Source organism: Streptomyces globisporus C-1027 (assembly GCF_000261345.2).
Lineage (GTDB): Bacteria > Actinomycetota > Actinomycetes > Streptomycetales > Streptomycetaceae > Streptomyces > Streptomyces pakalii.
The window spans coordinates 3,823,815-3,846,912 of sequence record NZ_CP013738.1; the positions used below are offsets into that span (position 1 = coordinate 3,823,815).

18 protein-coding genes and 1 riboswitch are annotated in these 23,098 nt (G+C 72.2%); of the genes, 13 read left to right on the top strand and 5 right to left on the bottom strand.

Going from position 1 to position 23,098, the window contains the following annotated elements; translation table 11 throughout:
- Positions 1 to 218 precede the first annotated feature (218 nt).
- Positions 219 to 2,036 (top strand): lysyl oxidase family protein, encoded by a 1,818-nt coding sequence (locus WQO_RS16595; RefSeq protein ID WP_010056566.1) that lies wholly within the window; start codon positions 219 to 221, stop codon positions 2,034 to 2,036.
- 323 nt (positions 2,037 to 2,359) lie between these two features.
- Here the strand turns inward: WQO_RS16595 and cobN are convergent, their stop codons facing one another.
- Positions 2,360 to 5,965, bottom strand: a complete 3,606-nt coding sequence (cobN, locus tag WQO_RS16605) for a cobaltochelatase subunit CobN (protein WP_010056567.1) — start codon at positions 5,963 to 5,965, stop codon at positions 2,360 to 2,362.
- 94 nt (positions 5,966 to 6,059) lie between these two features.
- A riboswitch (cobalamin riboswitch) is annotated at positions 6,060 to 6,145 on the bottom strand.
- Between the two features lie 186 nt (positions 6,146 to 6,331).
- Between cobN and WQO_RS16610 the strand changes: the two genes are divergently transcribed.
- Genes WQO_RS16610 through WQO_RS16620 form a run of 3 tightly spaced genes read left to right on the top strand, consistent with a single transcriptional unit; the run spans position 6,332 to position 9,814 of the window.
- Entirely contained in the window at positions 6,332 to 7,642 is a 1,311-nt protein-coding gene (locus tag WQO_RS16610; protein ID WP_010056568.1) for a cobalamin biosynthesis protein CobG, read from the top strand.
- Between the two features lie 28 nt (positions 7,643 to 7,670).
- Positions 7,671 to 8,297: a precorrin-8X methylmutase gene (locus WQO_RS16615; protein ID WP_010056569.1), complete on the top strand. Its 627-nt coding sequence runs from the start codon at positions 7,671 to 7,673 to the stop codon at positions 8,295 to 8,297.
- Between the two features lie 2 nt (positions 8,298 to 8,299).
- Positions 8,300 to 9,814 carry a precorrin-2 C(20)-methyltransferase gene (locus WQO_RS16620; RefSeq protein ID WP_010056571.1) on the top strand — a complete coding sequence of 505 codons (1,515 nt, stop codon included), beginning with the start codon at positions 8,300 to 8,302 and terminating at the stop codon, positions 9,812 to 9,814.
- Positions 9,815 to 9,927: 113 nt separating this feature from the next.
- Here the strand turns inward: WQO_RS16620 and WQO_RS16625 are convergent, their stop codons facing one another.
- On the bottom strand, positions 9,928 to 10,698 hold the full coding sequence (locus WQO_RS16625; RefSeq protein WP_010056573.1) for a cobalt-precorrin-6A reductase: 771 nt from the start codon (positions 10,696 to 10,698) through the stop codon (positions 9,928 to 9,930).
- Positions 10,699 to 10,714: 16 nt separating this feature from the next.
- On the opposite strand from WQO_RS16625, the gene WQO_RS16630 reads away from it, so the two are divergent.
- The 3 genes from WQO_RS16630 to WQO_RS37140 all read left to right on the top strand — a co-directional run bounded on the left by WQO_RS16630 (position 10,715) and on the right by WQO_RS37140 (position 12,857).
- Entirely contained in the window at positions 10,715 to 11,824 is a 1,110-nt protein-coding gene (locus tag WQO_RS16630) for a cobalt-precorrin-5B (C(1))-methyltransferase (protein WP_010056575.1), read from the top strand.
- A 203-nt stretch (positions 11,825 to 12,027) separates the two neighbouring features.
- Positions 12,028 to 12,723, top strand: coding sequence for a VOC family protein (locus tag WQO_RS16635; RefSeq protein ID WP_202970403.1), 696 nt, complete (start codon positions 12,028 to 12,030; stop codon positions 12,721 to 12,723).
- A 2-nt stretch (positions 12,724 to 12,725) separates the two neighbouring features.
- A complete protein-coding gene (locus WQO_RS37140) occupies positions 12,726 to 12,857 on the top strand; it encodes a hypothetical protein (protein ID WP_257721847.1) in 132 nt (43 codons plus the stop codon).
- 703 nt (positions 12,858 to 13,560) lie between these two features.
- Here WQO_RS37140 and WQO_RS16640 read toward each other — a convergent pair.
- Positions 13,561 to 14,205, bottom strand: coding sequence for a dihydrofolate reductase family protein (locus tag WQO_RS16640; RefSeq protein ID WP_010056576.1), 645 nt, complete (start codon positions 14,203 to 14,205; stop codon positions 13,561 to 13,563).
- A gap of 171 nt (positions 14,206 to 14,376) precedes the next feature.
- On the opposite strand from WQO_RS16640, the gene WQO_RS16645 reads away from it, so the two are divergent.
- The 3 genes from WQO_RS16645 to WQO_RS16655 all read left to right on the top strand — a co-directional run bounded on the left by WQO_RS16645 (position 14,377) and on the right by WQO_RS16655 (position 16,764).
- Positions 14,377 to 14,943: a flavoprotein gene (locus WQO_RS16645; RefSeq protein WP_010056577.1), complete on the top strand. Its 567-nt coding sequence runs from the start codon at positions 14,377 to 14,379 to the stop codon at positions 14,941 to 14,943.
- Positions 14,944 to 15,007: 64 nt separating this feature from the next.
- Complete coding sequence (locus WQO_RS16650) at positions 15,008 to 15,478, top strand: cation:proton antiporter regulatory subunit (RefSeq protein WP_010056578.1); 471 nt, start codon at positions 15,008 to 15,010, stop codon at positions 15,476 to 15,478.
- 2 nt (positions 15,479 to 15,480) lie between these two features.
- Entirely contained in the window at positions 15,481 to 16,764 is a 1,284-nt protein-coding gene (locus WQO_RS16655) for a cation:proton antiporter (protein WP_058954009.1), read from the top strand.
- A gap of 112 nt (positions 16,765 to 16,876) precedes the next feature.
- Here WQO_RS16655 and hemC read toward each other — a convergent pair whose 3' ends face one another.
- A complete protein-coding gene (hemC, locus tag WQO_RS16660; RefSeq protein ID WP_029181916.1) occupies positions 16,877 to 17,809 on the bottom strand; it encodes a hydroxymethylbilane synthase in 933 nt (310 codons plus the stop codon).
- A 191-nt stretch (positions 17,810 to 18,000) separates the two neighbouring features.
- On the opposite strand from hemC, the gene WQO_RS16665 reads away from it, so the two are divergent.
- Positions 18,001 to 18,456 (top strand): tellurite resistance TerB family protein, encoded by a 456-nt coding sequence (locus tag WQO_RS16665; RefSeq protein WP_010056583.1) that lies wholly within the window; start codon positions 18,001 to 18,003, stop codon positions 18,454 to 18,456.
- Between the two features lie 57 nt (positions 18,457 to 18,513).
- On the opposite strand, the gene WQO_RS16670 is transcribed toward WQO_RS16665, so the two are convergent.
- A complete protein-coding gene (locus WQO_RS16670; protein ID WP_029181917.1) occupies positions 18,514 to 19,587 on the bottom strand; it encodes a PucR family transcriptional regulator in 1,074 nt (357 codons plus the stop codon).
- Positions 19,588 to 19,974: 387 nt separating this feature from the next.
- On the opposite strand from WQO_RS16670, the gene WQO_RS16675 reads away from it, so the two are divergent.
- Positions 19,975 to 20,628 (top strand): hypothetical protein, encoded by a 654-nt coding sequence (locus tag WQO_RS16675; protein ID WP_010056585.1) that lies wholly within the window; start codon positions 19,975 to 19,977, stop codon positions 20,626 to 20,628.
- Positions 20,629 to 20,714: 86 nt separating this feature from the next.
- Complete coding sequence (locus tag WQO_RS16680) at positions 20,715 to 22,829, top strand: flotillin family protein (RefSeq protein ID WP_058954010.1); 2,115 nt, start codon at positions 20,715 to 20,717, stop codon at positions 22,827 to 22,829.
- Positions 22,830 to 23,098: the final 269 nt, after the last annotated feature.

A 23,098-nucleotide genomic window follows, 5' to 3' on the forward strand; every position in this document is an offset into this window, starting at 1 on the left:
TGTAACGGAGTTCGAAGGCCAGGCCCTCGATGAGCAGGTGCTGAGGGCAACTACAGCCCTTTTCGGACAACCCTGCGCCAATCGGGGGACCGAAGACAACCCGACCCACCCGTGCCGCCTCTCACAGGTCGGACACAGCGTCGCCACAGGTGAGTTGAGTTGGGGCCGTGCTGCCCGTCCACGTTCCATCGCGCACTCGGAAGCCGGAAGTACGAGGAATGATGACCAGATCCCCGCAGGGCCGCACCAACCGCCTCACCCGCCCCTCGATCGCCGTCGCCGCGGCCGTCGCCGTGACGGCGGGTGTCGTGGCCGCCGCGCCCGACGCCAAGACCGCCGAGCCGACGCCGAAGCTCAGTCTGATCGCCGCGTCCACCTCGGTGACGCTCGACTCGTGGAAGGACGATCCCGGTGTCTATCTCGACCTCGGGACCTATCTGACCTCGGAGAACGGCGCCTTCGAGCTCAAGGTGACCCGTAAGTCGTACAAGGATCCGGTCGTCGCCACGCAGGTGCTCCGGAACGGGAAGAAGACCACGACCAAGGCGCTTCCCGCCGGGCTCGTGAAGGACTTCTCCGGGCTGCCGGGCTTCGCGCAGGTCTCCGTCACCGATGCGGCCGGCAAGACCGTGCTGAAGCAGACCGAGGCCTTCTGCCCCAACAACGCCTCCGGGCGGATCCGGCCGGACGCGCCCGCCCAGTCGAAGTATCCGCAGAGCTGTCCGGTGAACCCCTTCACCCTCGGCTCGGTCTGGGGCGTGGAGAACGGCTGGGCGTCCAACACCTACGCCGGGTACTACGCCAAGCCGGTGCAGCTGGCCGCCGGGACCTACACCGCCAAGATCTCCGTGACGAAGAAGTACCGCGACCTCTTCGGCATCGCCAACAAGCCGCAGACCGTCAAGGTGACCGTCCGCGAGCGCAGTTGGGAAGAGGAGGAGGGCTCGGGCTCCGCAGCTCGCAGCGCCGCTCCCCAGTCCGCCAAGTCCGCTGCCGGTCACCAAGGGCACACCGGGCACTCCGGACATGGCGGCCATGAAGGCCACCAGCAGGCCACCGATGCGCCCGCCGCCTCCGCCCATGCCGCGCACGGCGCCCCGGCCCGCCCCGAGGCTCCCGCCGCCCGGACGACCGGCGCCGCCCCCACCTTCAACGTCGGTCACGGGCCCTACCCGCCCGCGCCGCCCGCCCTGCCCTGGGCGCTCAAGAAGGAGTCCCTCCAGCGGCAGGCCTTCTCGGCCGCCAAGGTCGGCGACCGCCCCGGCCAGACCGACGGATCGCGACAGGCACCCGGGGCCAAGCCCAACGCCAAGCGGCCCACCGGCAAGGCCACCGTCCCCGACGTGCCCAAGCCGGACCTGCGCTCGCTGCCCGCGTACGGCATCACCGTCAGCGACGGCTACGAGGACGTGCCCGGCAAGGACTACCTCGCCTTCAGCGCCAACGTGTGGAACGCGGGCCCGGCCAAGCTCGTCGTGGACGGCTTCCGCTCCCCGGGCAAGGAGCTGATGGACGCCTACCAGTACTTCTACGACGCCAAGGGCAAGCAGGTCGGCTACACCCCGACCGGCACCATGGAGTGGGACCCGCGCCCCGGCCACGAGCACTGGCACTTCACGGACTTCGCCAGCTACCGGCTGCTGAAGGCCGACAAGAAGGAGTCGGTGCGCAGCGGCAAGGAGGCGTTCTGCCTGGCCAACACCGACGCCGTCGACTACACGGTGAAGAACGCCAACTGGCACCCGGGCAACACCGACCTGTCCACGGCGTGCGGCCAGGAGAACTCGATCTCCGTCCGCGAGGTGCTCGACATCGGCTCCGGTGACACCTACACCCAGGACCTGCCCGGCCAGTCCTTCGACATCACGGGCCTGCCGAACGGCACGTACTACATCCAGGTCCTCGCCAACCCGGAGAACCGGCTCAAGGAGACCAACCACAAGAACAACAGCGCCCTGCGCAAGGTCGTCCTCGGCGGCAAGAAGGGCGCCCGGACCGTGAAGGTCCCCGCGCATGACCTGGTGAACGCCAACTAGTCCCCTTCAGGGATGCGTTGATTCACCCACGTGTACGCTCCGTCGGCCCCGGGAAATCCTCCCGGGGCCGACGGCGTGAGCGCCGCCTCAGCCCGGCGCGTCCACCGCCGCCCGCACAGCTTCCGGCCGCCCCAGGAAGTCCGTCGACGTCGTCGACCGAGACGCGGTGATCGACCGGGCCGGCGGTCAGCTCCATGTGCCCGACCGGGTCCGCCGGATCGGCGTGCCGGAAGTGCGCCGGCCAGCCGCGTACCTGCTTGGGCAGCCGTTCGGCGAGCAGGCGGTGGATTCGCTCCACCGGTCGGTCGCCGGGACCCGCCGGGTCAGTCCTCGCCCTCCAGGTTCCCTTCCGTCTCCAGGTACACCTGGCGCAGCGCTTCCAGGACCGCCGGGTCCGGCTTGGCCCACATGCCGCGGGACTCGGCCTCCAGCAGGCGTTCCGCGATGCCGTGCAGGGCCCAGGGGTTGGCCTCCTGGAGGAACTGCTTGTTCTCCGGGTCCAGGACGTAGGTCTGGGTGAGCTTGTCGTACATCCAGTCGGCGACCACGCCGGTCGTGGCGTCGTAGCCGAAGAGGTAGTCGACGGTGGCCGCCAGCTCGAACGCGCCCTTGTAGCCGTGGCGGCGCATCGCCTCGATCCACTTCGGGTTGACCACGCGGGCGCGGAAGACGCGGGACGTCTCCTCGACCAGGGTGCGTGTGCGGACCGTCTCGGGGCGGGTGGAGTCGCCGATGTACGCCTCCGGGGCCGTGCCCTTCAGCGCGCGCACGGTCGCCACCATGCCGCCGTGGTACTGGAAGTAGTCGTCGGAGTCCGCGATGTCGTGCTCGCGGGTGTCGGTGTTCTTCGCGGCGACCTCGATGCGCTTGTAGGCGCTCTCCATCTCCTCGCGGGCCGGGCGGCCGTCGAGTTCGCGGCCGTAGGCGTAGCCGCCCCAGACCGTGTAGACCTCGGCGAGGTCGGCGTCGGTGCGCCAGTCGCGGGAGTCGATGAGCTGGAGGAGGCCCGCGCCGTACGTGCCGGGGCGGGAGCCGAAGATGCGGGTAGTGGCCCGGCGTTCGTCGCCGTGCTCCGCCAGGTCGGCCTGGGTGTGCGCCCGTACGTGGTTGCGCTCGGCCGGTTCGTCGAGGGAGGCCGCCAGGCGTACGGCGTCGTCGAGCAGCCCGACCGTGTGCGGAAACGCGTCGCGGAAGAAGCCCGAGATGCGGAGCGTGACGTCGATCCGGGGGCGGCCCAACTCCTCGTACGGGATGGGCTCCAGGCCCGTCACCCGGCGCGAGGCGTCGTCCCAGACGGGGCGGATGCCGAGCAGCGCGAACGCCTCCGCGATGTCGTCGCCCGCCGTGCGCATCGCGCTGGTGCCCCACAGGGAGAGGCCGACCGACGTGGGCCAGTCGCCGTTGTCGGTGCGGTAGCGGGTCAACAACGATTCCGCCAGGGCCTGGCCCGTCTCCCAGGCCAGCTTCGAGGGGACCGCCTTCGGGTCCACCGAGTAGAAGTTGCGGCCCGTCGGGAGCACGTTGACCAGGCCGCGGAGCGGGGAGCCCGACGGGCCCGCCGGGACGAAGCCGCCGTTCAACGCGTGCACGGCGTGGGTGAGTTCGTCGGTCGTGGCCGCCATGCGCGGGACGACCTCGGTGGCCGCGAAGGTGAGGATGTCGGCCACGGCTTCGGGAAGGCCCGCCGCCACCGTTGCCACTGCCGCCGGCGCCCAGTCCGCGTCGTCCATCGCCTGGACCAGGGCGCGCGCCTGCTCCTCGATCTCGTCGGCCGCGGTGCGGGTGGCCGCCGACTCGTCCAGGCCCAGCGCCTCGCGCAGGCCGGGGAGGGAGGCGGTGCCGCCCCAGATCTGGCGGGCGCGGAGCACGGCGAGGACCAGGTTGACCCGGTCGTTCCCGGCGGGCGGGTTGCCCAGGACGTGCAGGCCGTCGCGGATCTGGACGTCCTTGATCTCGCAGAGCCAGCCGTCGAGATGCATGATGAAGTCGTCGAAGCCCTCGTCCTCCGGGCGGTCCGCCACCCCGAGGTCGTGGTCGAGCTTCGCCGCCTGGATCAGCGTCCAGATCTGGGCGCGGATCGCGGGCAGCTTCGCCGGGTCCATCGCGGCGATCTGCGCGTGCTCGTCGAGGAGTTGCTCCAGGCGCGCGATGTCGCCGTAGCTGTCGGCGCGGGCCATCGGGGGTACGAGGTGGTCGATCAGGGTGGCGTGGACGCGGCGCTTCGCCTGCGTCCCCTCGCCCGGGTCGTTCACCAGGAACGGGTAGACGAGGGGGAGGTCGCCGAGGGCGGCGTCGGGGCCGCAGGCTGCGGAGAGGCCCGCGTTCTTGCCGGGCAGCCACTCCAGGTTGCCGTGCTTGCCCAGGTGGATCATCGCGTCCGCGCCGAACCCGTTGTCCTCGGCGGAGGCGGCGATCCAGCGGTACGCGGCCAAGTAGTGGTGGGACGGCGGGAGATCGGGGTCGTGGTAGATCGCGATCGGGTTCTCGCCGAAGCCGCGCGGCGGCTGGATGAGGATGAGGAGGTTCCCGCGCCGCAGGGCCGCGAGGACGATGTCGCCCTCCGGGTTGGCCGAGCGGTCCACGAACATCTCGCCGGGGGCCGGGCCCCAGTGCTCCTCCACGGACTCCCGCAGCTCCTGCGGAAGTTCGGCGAACCAGCGACGGTAGTCGGCGGCCGGGATGCGGACCGGGTTCTTCGCCAGCTGCTCCTCGGTCAGCCACTCCTGGTCGTGGCCGCCCGCGTCGATGAGGGCATAGATCAGCTCGTCTCCCTCGCCGGAGACCAGGCCCGGGATGTCCTCCTCGGGCCCGAAGTCGTACCCCTCGGCGCGCAGCCGGCGCAGCAGGGCCACGGCGCTGGCCGGGGTGTCGAGGCCGACCGCGTTCCCGATGCGGGAGTGCTTCGTCGGGTAGGCGGACAGCACCAGCGCGATGCGCTTCTCCGCGTTCGGGATGTTCCGCAGCTTCGCGTGGCGTACGGCTATCCCGGCGACCCGGGCCGCGCGCTCGGCGTCGGGGACGTACGCCGGGAGCCCGTCCTCGTCGATCTCCTTGAAGGAGAACGGGACCGTGATCAGACGGCCGTCGAACTCCGGCACCGCGATCTGGGTGGCCGCGTCCAGCGGGGAGACGCCCTCGTCGTTCTCCTCCCAGGCGCTGCGCGGGCTGGTGAGGCAGAGCGCCTGGAGGATCGGCACGTCGAGCTGGGTGAGCGCGCCCGCGTCCCACGACTCGTCGTCGCCGCCGGCCGAGGCCTCGGCGGGCTTGGTGCCGCCCGCGGCGAGGACCGTGGTCACGATGGCGTCGGCGGTGCGGAGCCGGTCGATGAGGTCGGCCTCCGGGGTACGGAGGGACGCGACGTACAGCGGGAGCGGGCGGGCCCCGGCGTCCTCGACCGCCGTGCACAGCGCTTCCACGAACGCGGTGTTCCCGCTCATGTGGTGGGCGCGGTAGTAGAGGACGGCGACCGTCGGCGCACCCTCGGGCACCGCGCGGGCCTCCCGCTCCAGTGCTCCCCACGCGGGGGCCGGGGCGGGCGGCTCGAAGCCGTGGCCGGTCAGCAGCACGGTGTCGGAGAGGAACCGGGCCAGCTGCTCCAGGTTGGCGGGCCCGCCGTGCGCGAGGTAGGCGTGCGCCTCGGCCGCGATGCCGATCGGCACGGTGGACGCGGCCATCAGCTGGGCGTCGGGGGCCTGCTCACCGGTCAGCACGACGACCGGGCGGCCCGTGGCCAGCACCGCGTCGAGGCCTTCCTGCCAGGCCCGTACGCCGCCGAGCAGCCGGACGACGACGAGGTCGACGCCGTCCAGCAGCTCCGGCAGTCCGCCGAGGTCGACACGGGAGGGGTTGGCGTACCGGTAGCTGACGGGTCCGTCGGAAGCGCGGGCGCTCAGGAGGTCGGTGTCGGACGTCGACAGGAGCAGGATCATGCTGCGTCAGGCCTTCCTCGGGGTGTCCACGCCCCGGGCGGGTGTCGGAGGGTCTCCCCGGGCGGTCCGGCGGCTACCGGGCACGCGGGGAAGGGAGTTCCTGACTCGTCCGGCAGCCGGTGGTGGCGGCGGCCGGACTCACAGTGGCGGGACCGCGCCGGAATCTCACCGGGCTTCCTCCCCTGTCGCCGTCTGGCGATGGCGGCCTGAACGGACCACCGCCAGCATCCTAAGCGGCGGGGGTGGGGGCGGGGCAGGGGGCGTGGGTGCGGTGGTGATCACTGTTTCCGGCGGCCACCACCGGTACGCCGCCGCTGTCCCGCAGGTCACAGCGGCGGGCCCCTCGCAGGGAGCGGCCCGGTCGGTATGCTCGCCGCCATGCCCGATTCCGCCCCCTCGCCCTTTTCCGCGGGCGGCCCAGCCCGCCGCGGCAGCGGCGACGCCTGCCCGGGGACCCTGCGGCTGCACCGGGCCGACGACGGTGCGCTGGCCCGGGTCCGGGTGCCCGGCGGGGTGCTGAGCGCGGACCGGGCGGACGCGCTGCTCGCGGCGGCCGAACGGTTCGGGGACGGTGAGCTGCATCTCACCTCGCGGGGCAACGTCCAGCTGCGCGGCCTCGACGCGGCGTGCGGCGGCGCCCTCGCCGAGCTGCTCACCGCCGCCGGGCTGCTGCCGTCCGCCGCGCACGAGCGGGCCCGCAACATCGTGGCCTCGCCGCTCGCCGGGCTGGACGGATCGTCCCCGGTCAGCGGCTGGTTGTCCGGCCTGGACGGGCTGGTCTGCGGATCGTCCGCCGCCGCCTCGCTCTCCGGCCGCTTCCTCTTCGCCCTGGACGACGGCCGCGGTGACGTGGACGCGCTGGGCGCGGACGTGACCCTGATCGCGGCGGGCGACCGCTGTCTCCTGCGGATCGGGGCCGAGGACGAGGTGTTCCGGATACCGGACGGGGAAGGCCCGCGTGCCGCGCTCCTGGCCGCCGAGATCTTCCTCCGGGCCGCCCGGGATTCGGGGGCGTGGCGCGTGAAGGACCTGCCCGACGACGTACGGGCCGGAGTGCGCGACGACGTACGGGCCGAGCTGCTCCGGACCGTCGGGGCGGCGGCCGGTCCGGCTGTGCACCGGCCCCGCCCGCGTACGGCGACTCCCCCCGCCCCGGGCGCACACGGTTCCCCGAACGCGATCAGCGTCGACGTACCTCTGGGGCGGCTCACCTCCTCCCAGTGGCGGCTGCTCACCGAGACGGCCCGCCGGCACAGCGACGAGCTGCGGCTCACCCCGTGGCGCGGGATCGTCGTTCCCGGGCCGTTCGGGCGGCCGGAGGACGCGACGGCGGCCCTCGACGCCCTGGCGGCGGCCGGGCTGATCACCGCCCCCGACTCCCCGTGGACCGGGGTCGGCGCGTGCATCGGCCACCCCGGCTGCGCGAAGTCCCTGTCCGACGTACGGGCCGAGGCGGGGGCCGCCGTCGGACCGGTCGGGCGGCTCCCTGTGTACTGGTCCGGGTGCGAACGCCGCTGCGGCCACCCCCACGGGGAGTGGATCGACGTGGTGGCCACCCCCGACGGGCACCGGATCTCGCACGTACGCGAAGAGCGGCGGGACGCCCCGCGGACGGTCCGGGACGACCCGGCCGCGCTGGCGGCGGCGGTCGCCTCGGCCCGCGCCCGATCCCTCTGATCCATCAGCTGAAGAAAGCGACAGCACTGTGCACCAGTACGAGAAGGACGGACCGGCGATCTACCGCCAGTCCTTCGCCACCATCCGCGCGGAGGCGGATCTCGCCGGGCTGCCCGCCGACGTCAGCCAGGTCGCCGTCCGGATGATCCACGCCTGCGGCATGGTCGATCTCGTGACGGACCTCGCCTTCTCGCCGAACGCCGTGGCCGACGCCCGCGCCGCTCTGCGCTCGGGCGCACCGATCCTCTGCGATGTGGCGATGGTGGCCAGCGGGGTCACCCGCAAGCGGCTGCCCGCGGACAACGACGTGGTGTGCACGCTGTCCGACCCGTCCGTGCCGGAGCTGGCCGCGAAGATGGGGACGACGCGCAGTGCGGCGGCCCTGGAGCTGTGGCGGGACCGGATGGAGGGGGCGGTGGTCGCGGTCGGCAACGCCCCGACGGCCCTGTTCCGGCTGCTGGAGATGATCGAGGAGGGCGCCCCGCGTCCGGCCGCCGTGATCGGCGTCCCGGTCGGCTTCGTGGGCGCGATGGAGTCCAAGGAGGCCCTGGCCGAGCACCCGTCGGGCCTGGAACACCTGATCGTCCGGGGCCGGCGCGGCGGCAGCGCGATAGCGGCGGCGGCACTGAACGCCATCGCGAGCGAGGAAGAGTAGTGATGAGCGAGTCCAGCGGCAGCACGGGGCGTCTCTACGGTGTCGGGCTCGGCCCCGGCGACCCGAACCTGATGACTCTGCGGGCCGTCCAGGCCATCGGCGATGCGGACGTCGTCGCGTACCACAGCGCCCGGCACGGCCGCTCGATCGCGCGCTCCATCGCCGCCGCGCACCTGCGGCCGGACCACATCGAGGAGGCCCTGGTCTACCCCGTCACGACGGAGACCACGGACCACCCGGGCGGTTACCGGGGCGCGTTGGAGGAGTTCTACGAGAAGGCCGCGGCCCGTCTCGCGGCGCATCTGGACGCGGGCCGCACGGTCGCGGTGCTCGCCGAGGGCGACCCGATGTTCTACGGCTCGTACATGCACATGCACAAGCGCCTGGCGGACCGCTACACCACCGAGGTCATCCCGGGTGTCACGTCCGTCAGCGCCGCCGCCGCCCGGCTCGGCACCCCCCTCGTCGAGGGCGAGGAGATCCTGACGATCCTGCCCGGCACGCTGCCGGAGGAGGAGCTGACGGCCCGTCTCGCGGCGACCGACACGGCGGTCGTGATGAAGCTGGGGCGGACGTTTCCGGCGGTGCGCGGGGCGTTCGAGGCGTCGGGCCGGCTACCGGAGGCGCGGTACGTCGAGCGGGCCACGATGGCCGGGGAGCGTACGGGCGAACTGGCGGACATCGACCCGGAGTCGGTCCCGTACTTCTCGGTCGCGGTGCTGCCGAGCCGGGTCGACGCGCCGCGCCCTGCTCCTTCGGCTTCCGGCGAAGTGGTCGTGGTCGGCACCGGACCGGCGGGCCCGCTGTGGCTGACGCCGGAGACGCGGGGCGCGCTGGCGGCGGCGGACGACGTGGTCGGCTACACCACCTATCTGGACCGGGTGCCGGTCCGCCCGGGCCAGGCGCGGCACGGCTCGGACAACAAGGTGGAGTCGGAGCGGGCGGAGTTCGCGCTGGACCTGGCCCGGCGGGGCCACCGGGTCGCGGTGGTCTCGGGCGGCGACCCCGGGGTCTTCGCGATGGCGACGGCGGTCCTGGAGGTGGCCTCGCAGGACGACTACGCGAACATCCCCGTCCGGGTGCTGCCCGGCGTCACCGCGGCGAACGCCGCAGCCGCCCGCGCGGGTGCGCCGCTCGGCCACGACTACGCCACGATCTCCCTCTCGGACCGGCTCAAGCCGTGGGAGGTCATCGCGGAGCGGCTGCGCGCGGCGGCCTCGGCGGACCTGGTTCTGGCCCTGTACAACCCGGGTTCGAAGTCCCGTACGTGGCAGGTCGGCAAGGCCCGCGACCTGCTCCTGGAACACCGCTCGCCGGACACCCCGGTGGTGCTGGCACGGGACGTGGGCGGCCCGACGGAGTCCGTCCGTACGGTACGGCTGGCCGACGTCGACCCGGCGGAGGTGGACATGCGCACGCTCCTGATCGTGGGCTCGTCGCAGACGCGGTGGGTGCGGCGGGGCGAGGACGACGGCCGGGGCATCGTCTGGACGCCGCGCCGCTACCCGGAGGCGTAGAGCCGATGCCCGGCGGGCCGCTTCCGGGAGACGCGGGCCCGCTACCCGGTGGCGTAGCGCTGAGGATCGTGGGAGCGGGCCCGCTACCCGGAGGCGTGGATTCCTCAGGCCTGCTACCCGGAGGCGTGGAGCCGCGCCACCCAGCGGGTGGCCTCGTCGGGCGTGCGGGCCACCGGCACCCCTTCCGGTACCGGTGGCCGCCGGACGACCACGACGGGAATCCCGGCCTCGCGGGCGGCGGTGAGCTTGGGGGCGGTGGCGTCCCCGCCGCTGTCCTTGGTGACGAGGACGTCGATGCGGTGACGCCGGAGGAGTTCCCGCTCGCCGTCGAGGTCGAACGGCCCCCGGTCCAGCAGCACCTCCATCCGGGCCGGGCAGGGCGGCTCCGGCGCGTCGACGGACCGCACGAGGAACCACAGCGCGTCGAGGCCCGCCCCCGCGAAGGCGGCGAGCCCCATCCGCCCGGTGGTGAGGAAGACCCGCTCGCCGAGTGCGGGCAGCAGCCCGGCGGCCTCGGCCAGCGATCCGGTGGAGTGCCAGCGGTCACCGTCCTGGGCGACCCAGCCGGGCCGACGGAGGGCGAGGAGGGGAACATGGGCCAGGGCGGCGGCCTCGGCGGCGTTCCGGCTCATGGCGGCGGCGAAGGGGTGGGTGGCGTCGATGAGGGCGTCGACGCGGTGCTCACGCATCCAGGCGGCGAGCCCTTCGGGTCCTCCGAACCCGCCGATACGCACCTCACCCGGTGGCAGCCGGGGGGAGGTGACACGGCCGGCGAGCGAGGTGGTGACCCGGACGCTCCGGTCACCGGCCAGGCTCTCGGCGAGCCGGCGCGCCTCGGTCGTACCCCCCAGAACGAGAACATGCACGGCAGCAGGCACAGGCATCGGAACGGACTCTCTCATGAACGCTGAGGCGCAGGGCGGTCGCAGTGCCCAACTCAAGCACACCGGTCTGCGCCCCGGCTGGACGACCGGTGCCTGTGCGACGGCGGCGACGACGGCCGCGTACACGGCACTGCTGACCGGCGACTTCCCGGACCCGGTGAGCATCACGCTGCCGAAGGGCCAGACCCCGGCGTTCGCGCTGGCGGTGGAGGAGCTGACGACGGAAGGCGCGAGCGCCGGAGTGGTGAAGGACGCGGGCGACGACCCGGACGTGACGCACGGGGCGCTGGTGCGGTCGACCGTACGGAAGCTGCCGCCCGGCTCCGGTGTGGTGTTCCGGGCCGGCCCGGGCGTGGGGACGGTGACGCTCCCCGGCCTGCCGCTGGAGGTCGGGGAGCCCGCGGTGAACCCGGTGCCGCGCCGGCTGATGCGGGAGCATGTGGAGCGGGTGGCGGCGGAGCACGGTGCGGCGGGCGACGTGGAGATCACGGTGTCGGTCGACCACGGCGAGGAGATCGCCCGCTCGACGTGGAACGGCCGTCTGGGCATCCTGGGCGGCCTGTCGATCCTCGGCACGACGGGGGTGGTCGTCCCCTACTCCTGTTCGGCCTGGATCGACTCGATCCGCCGGGGCGTCGACGTGGCGCGGGCGGCGGGCCTGACGCATGTGGCGGGCTGCACGGGTTCGACGTCGGAACGGACGGTGCGCGCGGAGTACGACCTGCCGGACATCGCGCTGCTGGACATGGGGGACTTCGCGGGCGCGGTGCTGAAGTACGTACGCCGGCACCCGGTCGACCGCCTCACGATCTGCGGCGGCTTCGCCAAGCTCTCCAAGCTCGCGGCGGGCCACCTGGACCTCCACTCGGCCCGCTCCCAGGTGGACAAGGCCTTCCTGGCCTACCTGGCCCGGACGGGCGGCGCGGACGACGACCTGGCCGCCCGGATCACCACCGCCAACACGGGCCTGGAGGCGCTGCGCCTGTGCGAGGCGGCGGGCGTCCCCCTGGGCGACCTGGTGGCGGCCCGCGCCCGCGAGGAAGCCCTGAGTGTGCTGCGGGGCGCGCCGGTCGCGGTGGACGTGCTGTGCATCGACCGGGCGGGGGTGGTGGTGGGGCGGGGGTAGTCCCACGGAAAGCCCCACCTCGACACGTGGCTTACTGCTTCGGTGGGGCGGCGGCCCGGCTGTGGGCGGAATTCCGCACGGCACGAACGCTGTCGGTGGCCACGGTCCCGGCGCGCGGCCTGACGGAGGAAACGGTGAGGACGCTGCCGAGGTGGCGAGGTAACCCAAAACCCCTTTGAGGGAAGGCCAGTTACGGTAACGCGATGCCACACGACACAACACGCCTCCACCATGTGGGCCACATCGTCGAGAACTTGGTAGAGGTGAGCGTTCTCTACGAACGGCTCGGGTTCGTCGTGCCGTCGCCGAGCTGTCCGGCGATGCCCCGGAGCGAAGGCGCGGCGCCCGAGCCTTTCGGCGCGGCCACTACGCACGCGGACTTCCCGGACTCCTTCCTCGAACTCGCGACCTGCGTGAAGGAAGGCGACGCCGGACGCCTGCCCGCCGACACGCGCCTCGTCCCCTTGGAGGCCCCGGCGGAGGTGCTGCCGCTGCTGGTGGAGCGGATCAGCGGAACGAGCGCCAGCCTGGCGGCCTGCCTCGACCGCTTCCAGGGCCTGCACATCCTCATGTTCTCGTCGCCCGCCATCGACGAGGCGGCCGTACGTCGGACGGCGGCGGGCGTACGGCGCGGCGGGGTCAACACCGTACGACGGGAGGCACCTTCGGGAGCCGACTCCGCGATCGAGACGATCCGCTACCTGGAGATCGACGCCGACGAGCCGCACACGGGCACAGCCCCCGGCACCGGCTCCGGCACCGTCCCGGAGGGCCGGGTGGGCATCGTCGCGGACCTCGACCCGGGCATCCAGTCAGGCTCATCCCGCAGTCGGCCCTGCCCACAACCCTGCCGGGCGAGGAGGCACCCGCGCTCCCGGCTCTGGTGGCGTACACCGTAACGGTGCGCGACCTGCCCCTGGCCAGGGACCTGCTCCACCGGAACGACGTCCCGGTACGGGAGACACCGACCGGAGACCTCTTCGTACCGGCGGAGGCGGCGCTGGGCGCGGCGGTGGTGTTCCGCGCCGGGTGAGGCGACGGCCCCCTCGACCACCGCTGAGGGGCGAGCCCCAGCCGCAATCGTGCAGGGCCCGCCGCTCCAGATGGCCGAGCAGATGACCGGCGGCCCGCCCGACGGTGCCCTGCGGCGCCTCGAACCGCCGGTCCCGGGCCTGGAACCGGCCCCGCCACCAGTGCGCATCCGGGCTGTCAGCAGGGATGGCCTTGGCCCTCACCAGAATCCTCTCGTCGAGGTCCCGGACCAGGGCACGCAATTCCCGCGCGCTCTTCCTGGGCAGGAGATGCCGCACGGTCTCGAGGTGCTCGCGGAATCCGGCCCCGTGGCATCCGCATTCAGGGAAGCCGCAATCAGGACCGAACATCGGGTCCACAAGGTGTCTGAGCGGACCGTGGGCAAGAGCGTTCCAGTGCCAGAAGGCCTCTTCCGCGGCTTCGGGCCAGAAGCGGGTTCGCTCCAGGCGGCGCAGGTCAGCGGTGCACGCCCCTGAGAGCCGATCGATCAAGGGATACCGCCGCCGGGGAAGGCGTATGGGGAGGTCGCCCCGCAGGGCGGACGGGCGCCTACGCGGCATGGCCCTTTCGGTTGCCAATCACGCGGGCAAGGTACACAACCCCGGACCGGGCGGCCACCGCATGGTGCGGGCACTCCATGGAGGACCGCCGGAGCGGCCGGAGCAGCGGCTGATTCGCCTCCCTCACTCCGGCCACCCCCTACGTCACTTCCGCCAGAACAGGTGGTGCGTCATCCCGCTCGGGCTCGGCACGACATCCAGGTGGTACCGGTCGCGCAGGTCGTCCGGCGAGTCCCACAGGCTCAGGCCCGTGCCCAGCTTCACCGGGGCGACCGCCACGTGGAGGGTGTCGATCAGGTCGGCGTCGAGGAACGCACGGATCGTGGTGACGCCGCCGCCCAGCCGGACGTCCTTGCCGCCCGCCGCTTCCCGCGCCCGGTCCAGCGCTGTCGCCGGGTCGGCGTCGACGAAGTGGAACGTGGTGTCGGAGAGCGTGAACGAAGGGCGTGTGTGGTGGGTCATCACGAACACCGGGGTGTGGAACGGGGGTTCGTCGCCCCACCAGCCCTGCCACTCGTGGTTCTCCCACGGGCCGCGCTGCGGGCCGAACTTGTTGCGGCCCATGATCTCCGCACCGATGTTGTGGGAGAAGTCCCGGGTGAAGTAGTCGTCCAGGCCGCGGCTCCCACCGGGGTCCGTGCGGTTCGGCCAGCTCGCCGTGGCACCCGCCCAGGAGAAGAGCCGGCCCGGGTCGACGTGGCCGAACGGCCGCTCCAGCGTCTGGTCCTCGCCGGCGGCGATGCCGTCACTCGACACCGTGAAGTTCTGCACTCGCAGCAGTTGAGCCATGCCGTCCGTCCTTTTGTGGTCCGGTCCTGACGTTCACCGTGGGTGGACCGGGGGCGCCGCCTCAACTCATCGGTCGGTTGCGTCCGTAGGCCTCTCTCCCTCCCCTACTATCGCCGCCCGTCCCCCGTACGCTGCTGAGCCGCACCGCCTCAGCGATCACCAGGGGAGCCCATGAGCCAGCAGTCGGACCAGCCGGACCAGCCCGGCCGCAAGCCGTTCCTGTACGTCGTCGTCTGCGCGGCCGGCGTCGCCCGTGACGTCGACCGGCTCTTCGTCGCGGCGCAGGACGCCGGCTGGGACGTCGGCGTCGTCGCCACCCCGCAGGGGCTCGGCTTCCTCGACGCGGCGGCCGTCGAGGCGCGGACCGGGTATCCGATCCGCTCCGGCTGGCGCGCCCCGGGCGACCCCCGCCCGTTCCCGGACCCGGACGCCATCGCCGTCGCGCCCGCCACGTTCAACACCATCAACAAGTGGGCCGCCGGGATCTCGGACACCCTGGCCCTCGGCATCCTCTGCGAGGCGTACGGGCTCGGCGTGCCCACCGCCGTACTCCCGGCCGTGAACTCCCTCCTCGCCCAGCACCCCGCGTACGTCGAGAGCCTGGCCAGGCTGCGGAGCATGGGGGTCCGGGTCAGTTCCCGCGCGCCGCACACCCCCAAGTCCGGTGAGACCGCCGACTTCCCCTGGGAAGAGGCCCTGGAGCTGCTCGCCCAGGGACCGGATGCGGCCGCCCGATAAGGTAATGGCCGGATAAAGAGATCACCAAGTGCGCGCCCGCTGCCGCACGTCTCGGGAGGAAGCCATGGGAACCCGCCGTACCTCGCTGCCCGGAGTGGGTGCCCAGTACGACTTCACGACCGAGACGGGTCAGCACATCTCGGTCGTCGTCCACCACGACGGACGCCGGTTCATCGGGTTCTACGAACAGGACGATCCTGATGCGTGCCAACTCTCCGTCCCCCTGACGACGACCGAGGCCACCGCCCTCGCGCACCTCATCGATCCGGCGCCCATCGACGCCGTACGGACCGAGGGCATCGACCTCGTCACCGAGCACATCCCGCTCGGGTCCCGCTCCCCGTACGGCGGGCGGCTGCTGGGGGAGACACGGGCACGGACCCGGACCGGGGCGTCCATCGTGGCGGTGCTGCGCACCCACAGCGCGCACCCGTCGCCGGAACCGGATTTTCGACTGGCCATCGGGGACACACTCGTCGCCGTCGGTACGCGTGAGGGCGTCGACGCGCTCTCCGAGATCATTGCGGAGGGCTGACCGTGCATGACACGACTGCGTTGCTGGTGGAGCTGGGGGCCGTCATCCTGGGGCTCGGCCTCGTGGGACGGCTCGCCGGGCGGATAGGGCTGTCGCCGATCCCGCTGTATCTGCTCGCGGGGCTCGCCTTCGGACACGGCGGGCTCATCCCGCTCGACGCCAGCGAGGAATTCACCATGGTGGGCGCCGAGATCGGCGTCATCCTGCTGCTTCTGCTGCTGGGCCTCGAATACAGCGCGTCCGAACTGGTCACCAGCCTCAAGACGCAATACCCCTCCGGCGCCGTGGACTTCGTCCTCAACGCGACACCCGGCGCCGTCGCCGCCCTGATCCTCGGCTGGGGACCCGTGGGCGCCGTCGCACTCGCCGGAGTCACCTGGATCTCCTCGTCCGGCGTGATCGCCAAGGTCATGACCGACCTCGGCCGGCTCGGTAACCGTGAGACCCCCGTCATCCTCGGCGTCCTCGTCATGGAGGACCTGGCGATGGCGATCTACCTGCCGCTGCTCACCGCCATGCTCGCCGGGGTCAGCCTGGCCGGCGGCAGCCTGGCGCTGGTCATCGCGCTCGGGGCCGTCGGGCTCGTCCTCTACCTGGCGCTCCGCCACGGCCGCCTGATCAGCCGCGCGGTCTCCTCGGACAACCCGGAGATGCTGCTCCTGGTCGTCCTCGGCCTCACCGTCCTGGTCGCCGGTGTCGCCCAGCAGCTCCAGGTGTCCGCCGCCGTCGGCGCGTTCCTCGTCGGCATCGCGCTCTCCGGTGAGGTCGCCGAGGGCGCCCGCAAGCTGCTCACCCCGCTGCGGGACCTGTTCGCCGCCGTGTTCTTCGTCTTCTTCGGGCTCTCCACGAACCCGGCCGACATCCCGCCGGTGCTGCTGCCTGCGGCGCTGCTGGCCATCATCACCACCTTCACCAAGATCGGCACCGGCTACTACGCGGCCCGCCGCGCCGGAGTCGGCTCGCGCGGTCGCTGGCGTGCGGGCGGCACCCTCGTGGCGCGCGGTGAGTTCTCCATCGTCATCGCCGGTCTGGCCGTGGCCACCGAGCCGCGCATCGGCCCCATCGCCACCGCCTACGTCCTGATCCTCGTCATCGTCGGCCCGCTCACCGCCCGGTGGACGCAGCCCATCGCGGCGAAGATCGAGGCCCGTCGCGGCGGTGGCGGCGACAAGGCCGTGGGCGTGATCGGTGCGGAGGCCGAGCCCGTCGCGAAGTCCGCCCCCGAGCGCCGGCTGGGCTCGCACGACGACCTCACCCCGGAACCGGCGGGCGAGAAGCACGAGTAGGCGCCGCCTTGGCGCCCATACCCGCGGACCACGCCGAGCCCCCGGACACGTACCTCGTGTCCGGGGGCTTCGTCGTCGTACGGGGGGTCAGCTGATCAGGCGTGCGTGCCTCTCAGTGGGCGATGCCGTCGATCAGGTCCCGTGCTCCCTGCCGCAGCAGCGCCACCGCCACGGACGTGCCCAGGGTCGCCGGGTCCAGCGGGCCCGCCCATTCGTGCGCGTTCAGCACGGTCTTGCCGTCGGGCGTGAACACCTTCGCCCGCAGCGAGAGGTCGCCGTTCCGTTCGACCTGCGCGTACCCGGCGATCGGGCTGTTGCAGTGGCCCTGCAGCACATGCAGGAACATCCGCTCGGCGGTCGTCTCGCGGTACGCCGCCGGGTCGCCGAGTCCGCTCACGATGTCGATGACCGCGTCGTCGCCCTCGCGGCACTGGAGGGCGAGGACCCCCGCCCCGATCGGCGGGCACATCACCTCGGGCGACAGGACCTCGCTGATCACGTCCGTACGGTCGATGCGTTCCAGACCGGACACCGCCAGGAGCAACGCGTCGGCGTCGCCGCCCGCCAGCTTCTCCAGCCGGCGGTTGGCGTTGCCGCGCATCGGTACGCAGTCGAGGTGCGGGTGCGACGCGGCGAGCTGCGCGGAGCGGCGTACGGACGAGGTCCCGATCCGGGTTCCGGCGGGGAGTTCGTCGAGGGTCAGGCCACCGGGGTGGATCAGGGCGTCGCGGATGTCGTCACGCCGGAGGAAGGCGGCGAAGACCGTGCCCGCGGGCAGGGGCCGGTCGGCCGGGATGTCCTTGACGCAGTGCACCGCCAGGTCCGCGTCCCCGGCGAGGAGCGCCTGGTCGACCTCCTTGGTGAAGGCGCCCTTGCCCTCGACCGCGCTGAGATCGCCCATCCACTTGTCGCCGGTCGTCCGGACCGGGACGACCTCGGTGCGGATGCCGGGGCGGGCGGCCGTCAACTCCGCTCTCACGCGCTCCACTTGAGCGAGCGCCATCGGGGAGTCACGGGACACGATGCGGATCAGAGCGGCGGGCATGGCGCCCACGATAAGGGGCGGACGACGGTTCCACCGACCCGACTTGGCCGCCATCTACCGTTTCCGTACAGGGTGTTGAGTATAAGTCAGGCGTGCGAGAGCACCTCGGGCCGGCGTTCGCCAGTATTCTCTACACGTCTGTAGAGTTGTTGCCTCAGTCCCGGCTTCGTAGCGCAACGTAGGGAGATGTCATGGCTCTGTGGGATCGCATCAAGGAATCCGCGTCGTCGATGCAGGCGCAGTTGGAGGCGAAGAAGAACGAGCTGAAGTCGGGGTCGTTCCGGGACGCGAGCATGGCCATGTGCGCCCTGGTCGCCGCCGCCGACGGTTCCGTCGACCCGTCCGAGCGCCAGCGCGTCGCGGCGCTCATCGCGTCCAACGATGTCCTGCGGAACTTCCCCGCCGACGACCTGCAGCGGCGCTTCAACGCGTACGTCGACCAGCTCACCGCCGACTTCGCCCTCGGCAAGGTCGGCGTGGTCCAGGAGATCGCCAAGGCGAAGAAGAAGCCGGCCGAGGCCCGTGCCGTGATCCAGATCGGCATCGTCATCGGCGGCGCCGACGGTGACTTCGACGCGACCGAGCAGGCCGTGGTGCGGGAGGCGTGCTTCGCGCTCGACCTGCCGCCGCACGAGTTCGACCTCTAAGGATTTCGACCTGTAGGGATCATTCGATCCGTACGTGCGTCGGCGGCCGGTCGAGGTTCACAGCTCCTTGGCCGGCCAGTCCAGCAGCCGGGCGCCGATGACCGCCGTCTGCAGGCTGTAGCGGTGCACCGGGTCCGAGGGGTCCGACCCGGTCAACTGGTGGATGCGCTCCAGGCGGTACGTCAGCGCCCGTACGCTCAGCGCCAGCCTGCGGGCGGTCTCGGCGGCGACGCAGCCCGCGTCGAAGTAGACCGCCAGCGTGTTCAGCAGCGGTTCCGCGCCGCCCCTCGCCTTCTGGAGCGGACCCAGCTCGCTGCGCACCAGATCGGCCATCGCCTGCCGGTCCCGGGTCAGCACCGGGTAGACCATGAGGTCCGAGGCGTACAGCACCGGGTCGTCCATCCCCATCCGGTCCGCCAGATCGAGGGCTTCGAGCGCCTCGTCGTAACTGTGGACCACCCCGCCGGGGCCCTTGTGCGGGCGGCCGACCGCCACCTGCCCGCCGTCCGTCGCCGCGTGCGCCTGCTTGGCGAAGTACCGCAGGACGTCGGGCTGGCTGCCCGGCGCGATGCAGACGATCCGGCCGTCCTTCGTCGTCAGCAGGATCTTGCGCCCGCTGAACCGCGTGAGCAGCGCGGCCTCCACACTGCGCGGCACCGCGTCCGTCTCCGTGTACGCCTCCGGGCCCGAGGCCACCGCGACCGCGTGCGCCCGGGATAGCCGCAGGCCGAAGCGGGTCGCCCGCTCCGCGAGCCGGACCAGGTCGCTGCGCCCGTAGAGCAGGTCGTCGATGAACTCCCGGCGCGCCGCCTCCTCCCGCCGTACGGTGAGGCGCTGGGCCCGCTCGAAGCCCTCGGCGAACGCGTCGACCGCCTGCTCCACCGCGGCCAGGACGGCATCCGTGACGGCGGGGGAGTTTCCGGCAGCGGCCCGGGGCCAGGCTTCACGGGTCTGCGCCAGATGCATCGTCACCAGCGCACGCAGCTGATGGCCCGCGTCCGCCGCAGCACGGCCCAAGGCGCGGCGCTCCTCCAGTTCGTCACGGGTCAGACGTCGGCCGGTGAGGGCGACTTCGCCCAGAATGCGGGCATAATCGCCCAGCATTTCCTCGGGAATCCTCGGCTCGGCCACACGCTCCCCTTCAGCCTTGCAACAGTCCTGTCATTTCCCCAACGCATACGGGGCGGTGCCGGTGCCCGGCATCAGCAAAGCGTAAAGATTGCCGGAATCCGGCAATGCGTGGGGCCCTCCCGGATGACAGGATCAGGTCAGCAAGAACACGGGGGAGATACCCGGGGGAAGTACCCGGGAGCACGGGGGATCACGGGGGAAGCAGGGGGAACGACCCGGCCGCTGCGGCAGGTTACGACCACACCGCGGTTGCCGGGCCCCTCGCCCGCAGTCCTGCCGACCGCCTGCGGACCGGGCACTCATCGGTCGGCCGCTCGCCTTCCCCGTACCGGATCACGGCAGCGCACGCCTCAGGGCCCGTGCGCCGAACCGCAGGGGGTGGGATCGATGGACGAGTTCCTGAGCGCGGCGATCGGATTCCCCGCCGTCATCTTCGGCGCCGCTCTGGTGGTCATCGTCTGCTTCTGGCTGCTCGTGCTCGTCGGGGCCGCCGGCCACGACTCCTTCGACGCCGACCTCGACACCGGTCCGGTCGGCCTCGGCGGTGTCCCGGTCGCCGTCTCCGTCTCCCTGCTGATCGTCTTCGCCTGGTTCGGGAGCCTGACCGGTACGGTCCTGCTCCGCCAGAGCGGCACCGGCAGCGCCACCCGCGCCGTGCTCGCGGTCGCCGTGCTCGCCGGGTCGCTCCTGCTCGCCTGGGCGGCCGTTCGCCTCCTCGTACACCGCTTCCGCCGGTTCTTCCCGGCGGAACCTCCGCCATCCCGGCTGCACTTCGTCGGGAGCGTCTGCACGATCCGCACCGGTACCGTCACCGCGACGTTCGGCCAGGCCGAGGTCGTCTCGCGCGACGGGTCGACGGCCATCGTGCAGGTCCGCCGGGCCGAGTCCCTCCCGTCCCCCTCCCGGCCCTCGGGGCCGGGCGCCGAGGACGCGCCGCTCGTCATGGGCGGCACCGGGCTCCTCTACGCGTACGACGAGGACGGCGAGTTCTTCTGGGTCGCGTCCTACGACGCCGCGCTCGATCCGGGTCCGAACGCCTGACGTCCGGCCCGTCCCCGTGACCGCAGGCGGCCTCGCCGCTCCGCTGTGCCACTTCCGCGTACCAACCAGCCGCCAAGGACTCTTCTATGGATGCCATCTCCCTGGGCATCGGCGTGCTCGTCGCCGTTGTCCTGCTCGTCGTCATCGCCATCGCCTTCGTCATCACCCGGCTGTTCCGCAAGGTCGAGCAGGGCAAGGCGCTGATCATCTCCAAGACCAAGAAGGTCGACGTGACCTTCACCGGTGCCGTCGTCCTGCCCGTGCTCCACAAGGCCGAGACGATGGACATCTCGGTGAAGAAGATCGAGATCCACCGCGCCGGGCGCGAGGGACTGATCTGCCAGGACAACATCCGCGCCGACATCCAGATCACCTTCTTCGTCCGGGTCAACAAGACCGTCGAGGACGTCATCAAGGTCGCGCAGTCCATCGGTACGCAGCGGGCGAGCGACAAGGCCGCCATCCAGGAGTTCTTCGCGGCGAAGTTCTCCGAGGCCCTCAAGACGGTCGGCAAGCAGCTCGACTTCGTCGACCTGTACACCAAGCGCGAGGAGTTCCGGGACCGGATCATCCAGGTCATCGGCACCGACCTGAACGGCTACCACCTCGACGACGCCGCCATCGACTTCCTTGAGCAGACCCCGATGGCGCAGCTAGACGGCTCCAACATCCTCGACGCGCAGGGCATCCGGAAGATCACGGAGCTGACCGCGATCGAGCACGTGCGCACCAACGAGTTCCAGCGCACCGAGCAGAAGGAGATCACCCGGCAGGACGTCGACGCCCGCGAGACGATCCTGGAGCTGGAGCGCCGGCAGGCCGAGGCGGAGATCAAGCAGCGCCGCGAGGTCGAGAGCCTGCGGGCCCGCGAGGAGGCGGCCACCGCCCGGGTGCAGGAGGAGGAGCGGCTGGGCGCGCAGACCGCGTTCATCAGGACGGAGGAGCAGCTCGGCATCCAGCGCGAGAACCAGGCGCGGGAGATCGCCGTCGCGCAGAAGAACCGCGAGCGGGTCATCGCCGTCGAGAGCGAGCGCATCGAGAAGGACCGGATGCTGGAGGTCATCGGGCGCGAGCGCGAGACCGAGCTGAACCGGATCGCCGCCACGAAGGAGGTCGAGGCCGAGCGCCGCGAGGTCGCCGACGTCATCCGGGAGCGGATCGCGGTGGACCGCACGGTCGCCGAGCAGGAGGAGTCGATCCTCACCCTGCGCGCCGTCGAGGACGCCGAGCGGGCCCGTAGGTCGGTCATCATCGCGGCCGAGGCGGAGGCCCAGGAGAAGCTGGTCAAGGACATCAAGGCGGCCGAGGCGGCGGAGGCGGCGTCCGCGCACCTGGCGGCCGAGCAGCTCACGCTCGCCGAGGCGCGGCTCAAGACGGCCGACCTGGACGCGCAGGCCAAGCTGCGGCTGGCGGAGGGCGTCCAGGCCGAGACGGCCGCGCCCGGGCTCGCGGCGGTGCAGGTGCGGGACGCGGAGGCGGACGTCACCGAGAAGGCCGGTCTCGCGGAGGCCGAGGCGACGGCGGCCCGGCTCAAGGCCGAGGCGGAGGGCGCGCGGCTCAAGGCGCTCGCGGAGGCCGAGGGTACGCAGGCCCGCGCCACGGCGGACGCGGCGGTCATCGGCGAGAAGCTGAAGGCGGAGGCCGCGGGGCTCACGGAGAAGGCTGCCGCGATGGCGGCGCTGGACGAGGCGTCGCGCGGGCACGAGGAGTACCGCCTGCGGCTCGACGCGGAGAAGGAGATCCGGCTGGCCGGCCTGGACGTGCAGCGGCAGGTCGCCGAGGCGCAGGCTTCGGTCCTGGCGACGGGGCTGGAGAACGCCGACATCGACATCGTCGGGGGCGACTCGGTCTTCTTCGACCGACTGGTCTCGTCGGTCTCGCTCGGCAAGGCGGTGGACGGGTTCGTGGACAACTCCCAGACCGCGCAGGCGTTGGCGGGGCCGTGGCTGGACGGCTCGTCGTCCTTCACGGACGACCTGAGCCGGGTGCTGGGGTCGGTCTCCACGGGTGATGTGCAGAACCTGACGGTGTCGGCGCTGCTGATGCGGCTGATGGGGTCGTCGGGGGCGGCGTCGGGCCAGGTGGAGCAGTTGCTGGCGGCGGCGAAGGAGTTGGGGCTGGCGGATCTGCCGGTGGGTTCGGTGGTGGACGGTACGAAGGTGGCCCCTGCGGCGGTGTCGCTGAACGGGGCCAAGGGCTAGCCGCAGGCAGCTTGGCGGTCCGCCGTTGCCGTCCGCCCGCACCACCACAGCCCGTCCGGCGTTTGAGGACGGCCCATCGGCCGGGGGCGCGGGGCGGGCCGCCGTTTCAAGCCCGTCCGGCGTTTGAGGACGGAACCTTGGCCCGGGAGGGCCGGAAGGTCTGGGTGTGCGTCCCACGGGGGTGGGCGCACCAGGGCCTGGTCCGCCCGCCCGGGCGGGCCCTCCGGGTCAGGGGTTCCGTCCTCAAACGCCGGAAAGGCGGGAAGTCC

Coding starts and splice junctions, on each gene's coding strand:
- WQO_RS16595 (WP_010056566.1), top strand. CDS start 219: ATGATGACCAGATCCCCGCAGGGCCGCACCAACCGCCTCACCCGCCCC.
- cobN (WP_010056567.1), bottom strand. CDS start 5,965: ATGATCCTGCTCCTGTCGACGTCCGACACCGACCTCCTGAGCGCCCGC.
- WQO_RS16610 (WP_010056568.1), top strand. CDS start 6,332: ATGCTCGCCGCCATGCCCGATTCCGCCCCCTCGCCCTTTTCCGCGGGC.
- WQO_RS16620 (WP_010056571.1), top strand. CDS start 8,300: ATGAGCGAGTCCAGCGGCAGCACGGGGCGTCTCTACGGTGTCGGGCTC.
- WQO_RS16625 (WP_010056573.1), bottom strand. CDS start 10,698: ATGCCTGTGCCTGCTGCCGTGCATGTTCTCGTTCTGGGGGGTACGACC.
- WQO_RS16630 (WP_010056575.1), top strand. CDS start 10,715: ATGAACGCTGAGGCGCAGGGCGGTCGCAGTGCCCAACTCAAGCACACC.
- WQO_RS16635 (WP_202970403.1), top strand. CDS start 12,028: ATGCCACACGACACAACACGCCTCCACCATGTGGGCCACATCGTCGAG.
- WQO_RS16640 (WP_010056576.1), bottom strand. CDS start 14,205: ATGGCTCAACTGCTGCGAGTGCAGAACTTCACGGTGTCGAGTGACGGC.
- WQO_RS16645 (WP_010056577.1), top strand. CDS start 14,377: ATGAGCCAGCAGTCGGACCAGCCGGACCAGCCCGGCCGCAAGCCGTTC.
- WQO_RS16650 (WP_010056578.1), top strand. CDS start 15,008: ATGGGAACCCGCCGTACCTCGCTGCCCGGAGTGGGTGCCCAGTACGAC.
- hemC (WP_029181916.1), bottom strand. CDS start 17,809: ATGCCCGCCGCTCTGATCCGCATCGTGTCCCGTGACTCCCCGATGGCG.
- WQO_RS16665 (WP_010056583.1), top strand. CDS start 18,001: ATGGCTCTGTGGGATCGCATCAAGGAATCCGCGTCGTCGATGCAGGCG.
- WQO_RS16675 (WP_010056585.1), top strand. CDS start 19,975: ATGGACGAGTTCCTGAGCGCGGCGATCGGATTCCCCGCCGTCATCTTC.
- WQO_RS16680 (WP_058954010.1), top strand. CDS start 20,715: ATGGATGCCATCTCCCTGGGCATCGGCGTGCTCGTCGCCGTTGTCCTG.